General features: G+C 37.3%; 12 protein-coding genes and 1 pseudogene. 11 read left to right on the forward strand and 2 right to left on the reverse strand.

Annotated features, from left to right (window positions below):
- Window positions 1-447: 447 nt before the first annotated feature.
- From F9802_RS02840 to F9802_RS02870, 6 genes and pseudogenes are all read left to right on the forward strand, one after another.
- A complete protein-coding gene (locus F9802_RS02840) occupies window positions 448-3,531 on the forward strand; it encodes an efflux RND transporter permease subunit (protein WP_152149601.1) in 3,084 nt (1,027 codons plus the stop codon).
- A gap of 248 nt (window positions 3,532-3,779) precedes the next feature.
- Entirely contained in the window at window positions 3,780-4,244 is a 465-nt protein-coding gene (locus F9802_RS02845; RefSeq protein ID WP_152149602.1) for a hypothetical protein, read from the forward strand.
- 775 nt (window positions 4,245-5,019) lie between these two features.
- On the forward strand, window positions 5,020-5,274 hold the full coding sequence (locus tag F9802_RS02855) for a hypothetical protein (RefSeq protein WP_152149604.1): 255 nt from the start codon (window positions 5,020-5,022) through the stop codon (window positions 5,272-5,274).
- 67 nt (window positions 5,275-5,341) lie between these two features.
- On the forward strand, window positions 5,342-6,010 hold the full coding sequence (locus F9802_RS02860; protein WP_152149605.1) for a sporulation protein: 669 nt from the start codon (window positions 5,342-5,344) through the stop codon (window positions 6,008-6,010).
- Window positions 6,011-6,063: 53 nt separating this feature from the next.
- A pseudogene (locus tag F9802_RS19870) lies at window positions 6,064-6,346 on the forward strand (enoyl-CoA hydratase).
- Between the two features lie 163 nt (window positions 6,347-6,509).
- On the forward strand, window positions 6,510-7,061 hold the full coding sequence (locus F9802_RS02870; protein ID WP_152149606.1) for a GNAT family N-acetyltransferase: 552 nt from the start codon (window positions 6,510-6,512) through the stop codon (window positions 7,059-7,061).
- 405 nt (window positions 7,062-7,466) lie between these two features.
- Here the strand turns inward: F9802_RS02870 and F9802_RS02875 are convergent, their stop codons facing one another.
- Entirely contained in the window at window positions 7,467-7,733 is a 267-nt protein-coding gene (locus F9802_RS02875; RefSeq protein ID WP_152149607.1) for a hypothetical protein, read from the reverse strand.
- A gap of 291 nt (window positions 7,734-8,024) precedes the next feature.
- Between F9802_RS02875 and F9802_RS02880 the strand changes: the two genes are divergently transcribed.
- From F9802_RS02880 to F9802_RS02890, 3 genes are all read left to right on the forward strand, one after another.
- Window positions 8,025-8,543 carry a TetR/AcrR family transcriptional regulator gene (locus F9802_RS02880; protein ID WP_225435169.1) on the forward strand — a complete coding sequence of 173 codons (519 nt, stop codon included), beginning with the start codon at window positions 8,025-8,027 and terminating at the stop codon, window positions 8,541-8,543.
- A 181-nt stretch (window positions 8,544-8,724) separates the two neighbouring features.
- Entirely contained in the window at window positions 8,725-9,564 is an 840-nt protein-coding gene (locus tag F9802_RS02885; RefSeq protein WP_225435170.1) for a hypothetical protein, read from the forward strand.
- Window positions 9,565-9,580: 16 nt separating this feature from the next.
- Window positions 9,581-9,691, forward strand: a complete 111-nt coding sequence (locus F9802_RS02890; RefSeq protein WP_152149609.1) for a GrpB family protein — start codon at window positions 9,581-9,583, stop codon at window positions 9,689-9,691.
- Window positions 9,692-9,884: 193 nt separating this feature from the next.
- Here F9802_RS02890 and F9802_RS02900 read toward each other — a convergent pair whose 3' ends face one another.
- Window positions 9,885-10,907, reverse strand: a complete 1,023-nt coding sequence (locus F9802_RS02900) for a hypothetical protein (protein WP_152149610.1) — start codon at window positions 10,905-10,907, stop codon at window positions 9,885-9,887.
- A 298-nt stretch (window positions 10,908-11,205) separates the two neighbouring features.
- On the opposite strand from F9802_RS02900, the gene F9802_RS02905 reads away from it, so the two are divergent.
- Window positions 11,206-11,730 carry an HXXEE domain-containing protein gene (locus F9802_RS02905; protein ID WP_152149611.1) on the forward strand — a complete coding sequence of 175 codons (525 nt, stop codon included), beginning with the start codon at window positions 11,206-11,208 and terminating at the stop codon, window positions 11,728-11,730.
- A 22-nt stretch (window positions 11,731-11,752) separates the two neighbouring features.
- Window positions 11,753-11,890, forward strand: coding sequence for a DinB family protein (locus F9802_RS02910; protein ID WP_152149779.1), 138 nt, complete (start codon window positions 11,753-11,755; stop codon window positions 11,888-11,890).
- Window positions 11,891-12,028: the final 138 nt, after the last annotated feature.

Raw genomic sequence — 12,028 nt, forward strand, 5'->3', positions numbered from 1 at the left:
TGAGGGTAACTCAAAGTGATCTGACTCCCACACAAAATCTAGTATTAGAATGATTATCACCATTTTAATACTAGATATTCCATGGTTGGGAGGGGGGATTCTTTAATTTTGAGTTATCCTCTATTTTTTTATGTTCAATGCAGCTTATTTGATTTTTACTTTAATAATTTTGTCGGCTTTGTATGGGTAACGAGCATGATTGGTCTTCTATTTTTTATGTTAATCTGCGTACATCTAATGAAATCTTTTTTGACTTCTATCCTATTTTTTTGTATGAATCTATCAAGTGATAGATTTTTTAAGATATTATCTATCAAGAAGGGACTATATATAATGATAAACGATGAAAAACTAAGGATCAAAAATCGTTTGATAAGGTGAAATTAATAAAATAAGTGATGTTTCATCACTCAATATAAATAAATATGTGTAGATAGGAGGTTAAAGATGAATTTTCTAACAAAATTTAGTCTTAGGAATGTCGTAGCTGTATTTATTATTTCATTCTTGTTAATTATGGGCGGAGTATACTCGTTCATACAGTTAAAGGTGGACCAGTTCCCAGATATTGAATTTCCCCAAATTTCAATTGAAGCGGTTTATCCTGGTGCTTCTCCATATGATGTCGATGAACAGGTGATATCAAAACTTGAGGATCAGTTAAAATCAATTGATGGCGCGACCAAAGTCACCAGCTCCTCGTATGATAGCATTGGTATTATTAATGTGGAATTTCCTTTTGACACCGACCTTGATAAGGTGGAACAACAGGTTAATTCGGTCGTCGAGGAAGCGGGGATTCCAGAAGAAGCGGAAATTAAATTGAATCGATTATCATTTGGGTCTTTTCCTATCTATAATATTTCATTGTTTAGTAAGAATGGAAACAGTATTGAAAGTATTCTCCAAGATGGTGTGATTCCTGAAATCAATAAAATTAGAGGCATCAACAATGTATCGGTTGCCGGACTCACGGATAATCTGGTTCAGATTACAATAGATAAAGAAAAAGCCACTCAAGCGGGATTGTCACTAAGCAGCATTAAAGATCAAATCAACGCCAAATACCTTTCATTCCCTGCAGGCGAATTGAATGTAGATGAGCAACAAATTCCGATTCGTGTGGAAGAGAGCCTGGAGTCTGTTTCTAAACTTGAAAATTTACTGTTAACTCCTGATACAAGAGGAGCTCCTTCAACAGGTCAAAACTCTAATGCTGGAAATGCGTCTCAACCTTTTCAAAACAAAGGTGTCCGTTTAAAGGACGTTGCATCTGTTGAGGCAATTTCTGAAAAAAGCGAATTAGCCCGGTACAATGAAAAAGAATCCCTGTCTATGGCCATTACGAAAAAGCAGGATGCTAACACGATTGAAGTGGCCGATGAAGTGATGAACGTATTGAAAAAATATGAAAGCGAAATCGATTATGCGATTGGGATTGATTCGGCAAAGGATATTGAGAAATCCGTCTCCACTTTAGTGAAGGAAGGCCTTTTAGGTGCCTTGTTTGCATCCATCGCAGTTCTTGTCTTTTTAAGGAATACACGCGCGACGATTATTGCAGTTATATCGATTCCGTTCTCCATTTTAATCGCAGCCATCTTCCTCAATCAACTCGATATATCGCTTAACATCATGACGCTAGGTGGGATGGCGGTTGCCGTAGGACGCGTCGTCGATGATAGTATCGTTGTAATTGAAAACATATTTAGACGAGTTCGAAAATCACAAGAAGGCATGACGGATAAGGTGATTATTGAATCGACCAAAGAAATATTGAGGGCCATTACGTCTTCAACCATTACCACGGTTGTCGTGTTCTTGCCTATTGGGTTTGTAGGAGGAATTACCGGGAAATTCTTCTTGCCATTCGCTTTAACAATTATCTTTTCTTTATTGGCTTCCCTGCTGGTTTCCATAACCATCGTGCCGATCCTTGCCAAGTTTTCATTTAAGAAAGTGCCTCCTGACGAAAAAGAAGGGGCCCTCCAAAGGTGGTATGGGCGGATTATAGACAAATCGTTGAATCACAAGCTCATTGTTTTAATCATATCCGTCGTTATGCTCGCAGGGTCTTTCGCGGTCATTCCGACACTTGGCTTTACATTCATTCCTAATGAAGAATCTAAAACGCTTACGACGTCGATTGAACTCCCAGCGTCTGTTTCCTTAGATAAAACGAACGAGATATCGTTGGAAATTGAAAAAATGTTTGGTGAGCAGTCCGACATTAAAGAAGTAACAGCAGCGGTTGGAGCGAGAGACTTTGCGACGGGCCTTAGACTTGAAAACAAAGCGAGCTACTTCATTAACTTGAAGGAAGAGGCAAACGTTGAAAAATCTATTAAAACATTGGAACAAAAAATTGAGTCTATTGCTAAACAAGAGAAGGCTGATCTGAAAATTAGCGTTCAAGAATTATCAACGGGTGGACCTCCGACCAATAATAACGTGGATGTCGATCTTTTCTCTAATGATTTGAACGCTCTTCAAAAGGCCTCTAAACAAGTAGAAGATTATATGAAAGCAAATAATGACCTTAAATACGTAACAAACAATTTCAGCGAAAAACAAAAACAGTTTTTAGTTGATATTGACCCTGAGAAGTCGAGTGAATATGGCTTATCTGGGTTTCAAATTCTAGGCGCTGTAAGTGATCAGACAAAACCAATTAGCGTAGGGACACTGAAATTAGAAGACAAACAACGAGAGGTTCAATTGTCCTTCAATAAGGATCTTGAATCGAAACAAGAATTAGAAGACGTACAGGTTTTTACACAAAAAGGGCCTGTTCAGCTCTCTGCAATAGCTGAAGTAAAAGAGGTCGATACATTTACGTCGATTCAAAAGTTAGATGGAAAAGTGTACGCACGCGTTTCTGGTCAAGTAAAAGGGGACGATATTCAAACTGTTTCATCACAGGTGAAGGCGGGTGTTCAAGCTCTCCATTTACCAGAAGAAGTTTCACTGACAAGTGGAGGAGGAAATGATGAGACCGTTGAGATTTTCCAATCATTAGGAATCGCCATTGTGGCAGCGATAGGACTCGTGTATCTTACAATGCTCGTTACGTTCGGCAAAGCCCGAATTCCATTTATCATTTTGTCATCACTGATTTTCGTTCCAGTTGGATCGCTCATTTCTTTGTACTTAATAAAAGAGCCGCTCTCGGTCAGCGTCATGATCGGATTCCTTATGTTAATAGGAATTGTGACCACGAATGCCATAGTACTTGTAGATCGCATCGGCCAAAATAGAAGCCGGGGTCTTATGATTCGGGAATCTCTTGTGGAAGCGGGAAAAACGAGACTACGCCCCATTTTAATGACGGCTTTTGCAACTATCGCCGCATTAATCCCCCTCGCTCTGACAACGTCATCTGGAACCTTAATTTCAAAAGGGTTAGCGGTTACTGTCATTGGAGGGTTAACCTCGTCTACCTTGTTGACATTAATTGTGGTTCCAGTTGTATATGAGCTGTTCTTTTATCGGCAGTATAAAAAGGAGCGGAAATTAGGAAACTCTAATTAGTAGACACCTATAAAGCAGAGGGCATCCTTTTATCACCTCTGCTTTTCTGGGGTACATCCATGATGGGCACATGACAACAACACTTTAAAATATCGTATCATATTCAGAGGGAGTGTTTATAAAAGACTTAGTCGTGGCTGCCTAGAAGAGTAAATCATTTTTTTCTTTTATAGTGATCGATATAATGTTGCAGCCGAAAAACCTGTCATTTGATGTAGGCTTTTTTCTGTCCTAAAAGAGGGAGACTTTTGAAAAAGAAACCTGAATTCGGAAAATATTCTTATGAATATGGATTCGATAATCACGGCAGGCTGATAAGGGTAAAACGCGTAAATGAGTTTACTACACCAATTAGTCATTTTGATGAGGAATATTTAATTTACGACAAAGACATTATTTATTCACTAGAATTTTCAAACATCGGAGAGATAAATGTGGTATCAAAATGTACTTATGATAATGGAAATATTGTTAAGTATGAACGGAGTCTTGTTGGTTTTGAAGAGGACGCAAACCTTCATTTCGAGAAGTACCACTATAAAAATAATAGACTTTCAGAGTTAAGTGTTTTTCAAGTAACACCTTCAATTGAATTGTACGACGAGCAAAAATACACGGTAGAACTGAATGGAGAAGGGAAAATAGTAAAGTTGGTAGGAGGCAGTATAGAAAGTGGAATCTGGGAGAAAACTGTTTTCAATTTTAAAAAGTAATTGCTAAATAGTACATTTTTCTTCACCTAACAGGTGGCTTTACTAAAAACAAAATTCCGACCTATCTCTTTATTCCATAGATAAGTCAGGGTTTTTATGGTGGACCCTGGAATTGGATCTCATGCGTTACAAATATTAATCTTGCATGAATGGATTCAATTTTATTGCTGAAATAGGATATATTAAGTCCTCTTTATATATCGGTTCTATCTCCTAGTCGTTTAAGTAATTATTTCCGACAGGTTTCTTGTCCCTATAGTTTCGGACAGTCTCCGTTCCAAAACAATCATCCGTTAAATTAAAAACCCCTGTAGAAATTTCTCTCTACAGGGAACTTCAAAGGGCAAGACCTAGAATCAAACCTAATATAAGCGTAAAAAGAATGACTCTAATTGAAAAGTCAGTCAGTCCATTCGAATAAATTATTAATCTGCCAAGGGTTTATTTCTTTTTTATACTCGTTAATTCACTTATTGTTACGCCATTAGAAACCGTTTTCAGAAAGCCAATATTTTGAGCATAGTAGCTCGTGTAGCCGTCACTTTATTTTACAGTAACTACATTCTTAAAAGTTCCGGCTGGAGTAGTTAAAGTTCCATTCATTGCTGTTATCTTATTTTTTACGTCCCAGTCTGACCACTCTTTCCCGGCAGACGAGCGGTGGGATTGGCGGAAACCACGAACTTATTAGAAAAAATTGGCCAGCTCGGCTGGGTGAAGCACCAAAAAATATGATTTCCGGCGTGCCAGAGCACAAGGGGGGGAGTAAATCAAAGTGGCTGTAAATATTATGTTTAATCCGATATTTGCTTTAATGCTTTTTATGATAGGAATATGGATGAGAAGCACGATTGATCCGTTGTTTGGATTAATAACGATTTTAGGAGGTTTGTTATTAGGGTTTTCTAACTCCTTTAAAAACGGTGTAGTAATGAATAAAAAGTCAAAGTTTTTACTTTATGCAACTTTTGTTTTCTTGCTAAGTTTAATGTCATTAGCTTACTTAACTATATCTATACTTTATCTTTAGTTCTTAAAGAAGATGGCGCGATTATTGAACAACACATATAGAAAATGATCAATATCGATTTCTATGTATGAAACCTTTACATACATTAGAGATCCATCTAACGGATGAACAGAAAAAACAGACAAACATTCAGCTTCCATTTTCTTTTATGGTCCCTTATTACGTGCCCCATATACTGCCGAAGAGGAAATGCTGGATACAAACAGACGTCAATATACCGTACAAATTAGACCCTCGTGATCTTGATTTTATACATGTTAACGCGCATCCGTTCGTAACAAAAGTGAATGAAGTATTAACTGGCCAGCTTGGCTTTCAAAAAACAAATCGTGAAGAAGTCATTTATTACGCTGGATTTGGAGGTAAATGGATAACAAATAAAAAAGTATTAGACCATCCCTTATATCCAATGATTTCAAGGAGTTTCGTTCCAATGGCACAAGAAATCGAATATTTGCCTTCGCCAGAATTTAGAGAGAAATTTAAAGAAGTGGAACTCATCTTTGATATATATGAGGACCATACAGACCTATATGTTGAGCTGCAAGTTCCAGTCAGCAAAGAAGTAGGAGGATATTTCCAGCGTGCTGCAATTCTTGAAAGAAATCTCGATGAAACCATTCATAAAGTAAGTTTTACGAATGAGGAGTTATCGGACTCTACGATCATTGCAGAGCGGCTGTATGATTTGTTTAAGCATTCTCAACCACCTGAAGAATTACAACTAAAAATTTAATCGTCCAACAGCTAACAAATTGTTTTCTGGCATTCAATTAAAAGGTCGGAGATATAATTAGATTTGAACAGATATTCACAAAAGAAGATGTTGAAATGTTTACAAAAGTATCCTGGGATGAGGGGAATCCCCATACTAATTCTGATGAACAGGGGAGACTTGTCACTCAAGGGTTGTTGACTGCTACATTACGGAGATACAATAATATGTGAAGTAACGATCGAGAAGTTTGAAAAACAAGATAATAATAGGATATCTATTTCGGCATCTTTCCTATGCACAAATCAGAATGAGACACAAGTATTGAGAGGAAGCTTTGCGGGAGTAATATTATAAACTTATATATTCTTCTTCAACTAACAGGTGCTTTTGTTAAAAATGAGGAGTTGCTACGGCATCTCCTTTTCATATTATGCTAATGAGACAAGTTAATTAAACAAGGAATAATATAATAACTTTACTCTATTCGTGGCTTTCTAGTTGGGAGGAGGGAATTTCAATGGAAAAAGAATTTCCTATAATTGAAACAAGAAGATTAATCTTGAGAGAAGTAACAACAGAGGATGCTAATGATATGTTTAATTATCTATCTGATAAAAATGTTGTGAAACCTATGGGGTTAGTACCGTGCCAAAAAGTAAAAGACGTATGGGATGAAATCAGGTGGTATAAATCTATATACAAAGAAGGTACAGGAATTAGATGGGGAATTACACTAAAAGATGCTGGTAAGGTTATAGGAAGTTGTGGTTTTCTTAATATGCTTACCAAACATTATCGAGCTGAAGTTGGATATGAATTAAGCAAAGGTTACTGGGGAAGAGGGATAGCTAGTGAAGCATTGGAAGCCGTTGTTAAGTATGGTTATCAACATTTTCAGTTAGAAAGAATTGAGGCTTTAATTGAACCTTCTAATCTCCCATCACAAAAGCTAGTAGAAAAGCAAGGCTTTAGAAGAGAGGGGTTGCTAAGACATTATGAATTTACTTATGGTAAATTCGATGATTTATATATGTACTCAATCATAAAAGAAGATTTCAATCTTATTTAAAGTTTTGGTACCCCTTTAGGCTTATCCTTAGTTTATATAATGCGTAACATGATAAAAAGACGTTAGCAAATCAATGCTCAACGTCTTTTATGTTTATTTCATTTTAAAGAGTAAGAACGGCGTTGTGCTTATTTGCCTATTAGTGATTAAGATGCTAACTTCTGTTTTGAGCGCAGCTTGTTCTCTATCTGGAAAAAATTAGTCGCACGCCAACTGTCTTTCACTTTAAGAAAAGAAGCCTTTGAAATGTAAGCTCATAATAATGAAGGGGGACTCTGAATGATATAATCTTATCTGCTATGAATGAAGTCAATGCACCGGGCAATTTGTTCCACCCCTTGGCTGATGTGATTTTCGTTAACGTGAGAAATACTTAGCCGAAGCATATCTCCCCTAATGTAAGGTTTAAAATTTTGAGTATTTCATTTTTGTTAATTCATTTGTCAATTTGTCAATTTGCTCTTGCATCTGTTCAAACTTCTCATCTAATTCTTTTTGATCTTGTTTTTCTTTTTCTGCATTAATGATTTCCTCATCTATAGCAGCGATAGCAGCTATGGCCGCTATCCCATCTGCAATAGTAGTAAGAATAGCAGCTATCAGGGCAAGTCTGAGGCTAGAGCTTATTGGCGATTGTTCATTTTGTTCTGATTTTGAATCGGTGTTATTCATATAATCTTCTCCTTTGTCTGGCAATGTTAGGAAGATTCACATTAAACTTATGCTCGAGGTTTTGAAGTAATACATTTTTTGCAATGTAGCTTGGAATATGACTGAAAAATAAAGAAATCAACAGTAACTGAAAGGCGAGTTCTGAGCTTCCTCCTGTAATAATGATGGAATGCTCAGCAATTTTGTATGCTGCGATAATTGGATATAAATAGGTAAATAAACCTTGACAAAAATAATCAATTTGAATACGATTTATTTATTAATCAATAAATAGATAAAAGGATGATAGTAGTGGCAGTCCGAGAAGATAAAAGAGAATTAATTATTGAAAATGCTGTAAAGGTTTTCGCAGAGAGGGGGTATTATAAAGCAACGACGGGAATGGTGGCAAAGGCTGCAGGAGTGACGCAGCCGTATGTGTTTCATTTTTTTCAAAACAAGGAAGAATTATTCAAGGCTGTCATTGATCGTGCATTTAGCCGCATTTATGACGCATTTTCAGAAGTAAATGCACCTGCTGATCAATTAATCGAAACGATGGGTCGTGCTTTTAATCAAATTATACAAACCCATCGTGATGAGGTGTTAATGGTTATGCAAGCTCATGCCATTTCAGAGGCAGGGATTCGAGAACATGTTCGGCAATTGTTTCTCACCATTTTTGAATCCTTAACTTTGAAATTTGAAGGAGCGGGAATTTCTAATGCTAAAGAAACAGCCGCACATTTCATTGGCACCGGTTTACTTATTACGGTTGCAGAAGTATTGAATTTGCCCCAATTAATATGTGGAAAAGATGAAGCAGAGTGAAGAGTTGCTGTTAAAAAGAGGAAGTGGATCAACTTTCTTTTTTTTACATTTTTATTTATTGATTGATAAATAAATAAACGAATTTGAAAGGAAGGGACGATCCTTGACGAATGTTATGAGAGCTGGCCGAAACGATGTAGTGGACTCGTCTGTCAAGCTATTTGAAGGAGAAAGATGGCTTGTGATTACAAGTCTGATTGGATTTATACTTGCAGCAGGCATCGCTATGTTTATCTTTTTTCGAGGCCCCATTATTTTACCTGAAGGAGATTTAGGAGATGCTTTCTCTTTTAATGCGGCAATCGGCATGTTTACCCTTTCAATAGCTGCGATTTTACCTTTTGCAAGACTTAAAGCTCGTAACAGGAAGGCGATACGGTGGATTTTTATTATAGCAGCCATATACTCCTATGCCATTGAAACGGTTCAAAACTTTCGAGGTCTTAATCCACGATTTTCTCGTGCAGGAGATGTCGCCGATATAATAGCTGGAATGCTATTTGGGGTTGTTTCGCTCTTACTTATTGCTTTAGCATTGTTGCTTACTATCCAGTTTTTCAGAATAAAATATCCTTATGAACGTCCATTGCTTATTATGGGGATTCGCTATGCTTTCCTCTCTGTCCTAATAGCCAATATTGCCGGAATATGGATGATTTTGCTGCAAGACCGGTTTACAGGAGAGGCAGGGAATTTAATCGTCCTACATGGAATTGGCTTTCATGCGCTGCAAACATTAATCTTGCCAGGATGGCTTTTAGAGAAAGTACAAGTGAATGATCGCTTTAAAAAACGGCTCATCCATTATGGCAGTATGGCTTGGATGCTATCGATTATACTAATAGGTTTCCAAACGGCATTAGGCCGCTCTGTATTTGAACTAACGGCCTTGCCGATCCTTGTGGGCATTTTGTTATTTGTATGGCTTGGAACAGTGAGCGTTGCATTTGTGCTTTTTATAAAAAAGAGGAGAATAAATAGTTTACCATCAGATTATATATCCAGAGTGAAAGAGGAGTAGTTTCGGGAAAAAGTGGATGCTTTATTTTTTGAATAAAAAAACAAAATTACAATCTTTACTTCCTAATGTTGATATACATCATGTTGGAAGTACAGCTGTGCCGGAAAGTCTTACAAAGGGGATTTAGAATATGTAGTTTGTCATTAATGATCATTGATTGATGGTTTTAATCAACCTTTTTTATAAAAACCAAGTCAGTACTTATATAAGAAAAATCCGTTTTGATCAATCTTTTTTCAAAATGGATTCTTCTTATTTTGCTTGGAATGCATGTTTACAGGGTGTTTTTGATCAACCTTTATTTCAAAGCTACACCCTCCTTATTTTTGTTTTATCGAACCGTTTTCAACTCCGTAATAGAAGTTCCCGTCAGCATATGTAACAAAAAAACTAATCATTTGGCTATTTTTTTCATTCTCATTGAATATTAATAATTGTTTATTCTCAGGATTATACAAATAGTTAGAACCATCATTACTAATATAATAATCACCATCAAATTCCTCGGCAATGGCAGCTTCTAGTTCGCTTGCATTAGCCTCTGCATGGATGGATTCAATTTTATTGCTGAAATAGGATATAAATAGATTTTTACTTGGGTAATCTTGAATCCATTCGTAGAAGGCTTCTTCATCAGGACCTTCATAATCCGGGTTTCCAACCAACCCTTTTGTCGTTGATGGTGTATCCCCTAATGTAATCCCATAAATATTAAATTCGCCATTCTCGTACGCAAAAAACGATGGGGTGGTAATCGAATCATCTTTTTTGTAATCACCATTTAAATAAACCTGCGGAGTATGGCAGCCCTCATTCTCAACCGTAACGGTTATAACTGAATCTTTTTTTTCCATCATTCCACCGCATTCTTCAAGCAGATTATTTTTAAATTCAACCTTGTCACCTTTTATGATGCCTGTTCCTTGGAATGAATTGGCATATGAACTATTATTATTCGGATTAATCCTAGTTCCTCCTAAAGTATAGTTAATCCCGTTCCCTTCAACCTGTTCAATTTGTAATTGTCCAAGATTATCATCACTCAAAAAGACCCATTGTCCATCCCAAGAGCGATCCTCTTCGTTGTTTTCCTGTGTAGCCACAGGTTCAGATGCAGCCTTTTTTTCACTAACTTGTTCGTTAACTTTTTCACTCACCTGTTCACGATTTGCTTTCTTTTCTTCTGAAACCATCTGACTCGAACACCCAGTTATCATAAAAATTGATACGATCATGATGATTGCAAAAATGCTTTTTTTCACTTTTTCACCCCTAATAAATATAAAATTAGAATAAGACATAAAGAACTTGCAAAAACTCTTTTCTTTGACAAAGCCAGCCATTTCTTTATTAAGTCCTCTTTATATATCGGTCCTATCTCCTAATCGTTTAAGTAATTATTGCCGACAGGTTTCTTGTCCCTATAGTTTCGGGCAGTCTCCGTTCCAAAACAATCATTCGTTAAATTAAAAATGCCTGTAGAAATTTCTTTCTACAGAGCACTTCAAAGGTCAAGACCTAGAATCAAACCCAACGTAAGCGTAAAAAGAATGGCTCTAATTGAAAAGTCAGTCAGGCCATTCTAATAAATTATTAATCTGTTGGTTGTAAATAAATTCCTAGGACAAAGGAGTGATTTCAATGTTCGCCCAAGTAAAACGATTGCTGCCGTTAAGAGCGGTGTTGTGGCTTTTTCCACTCGTTTTTTTGATCCATGACATGGAAGAATTGGTGCTGATTGAGTCTTGGATGGAGAACCACCGGGGGATGCTTGCGGAGAAGTTGCATCTAGGGGGTTGGAATTTGCAAGGTGTCCTCTGGACGACACCGCGATTTGCTATTGCCGTTACCGTGTTGTTAGGGTTGATCTGTATCGCATCTTATTGCGCTGCCCGGCCAGGCGCCACGGCTAAAGACCGCAAATGGTTCGTTATCGGAATAACTGCTCTGTTTTTGAACGTGTTTACGCACTTGGCGCAAACCGCGCTGTTCCATAGCTATACACCGGGCGTCGTGACCGCCATTGCTGTGGTTCTGCCCTATACACTCTACACCTACGGCCGTTTGCTTCAGAAAGGTTGGGTTTCACGTGTGTTTGTCCGGTCGATGCTGCTTGTGGCGGGAGTCATCTTAGCGGCAGGTATTATCGGTTCAACGGTTCTCTGAAGGGTTTGCGTTTGTAGAGGTTATAGATCATTTGGTTAATCATGAGACGTATCATCCAGGTAATATAGCTGCTATGTTACGGCAACTTGACTTAAGGGGAGTTTCAACGGATTATATTTACTTTATTCGTGAAAGGCATCGACCAGGAAGCAGTCGGTGAAACAATAAAGGAAATCCATTTGCTGCTAGAACTGAAGAATGCGGCTTCACGCTATTGAAATAAAAAACTTTATTTTTACTGAACACTTAAAGGGTATTTGTCCGTGCCAATAGATCTAACAAGCATATAATGATGTAG

Origin of the sequence: Bacillus aerolatus, from assembly GCF_009183655.1 — a bacterium.
In the GTDB taxonomy this organism is placed as follows: domain Bacteria; phylum Bacillota; class Bacilli; order Bacillales; family Domibacillaceae; genus Pseudobacillus; species Pseudobacillus aerolatus.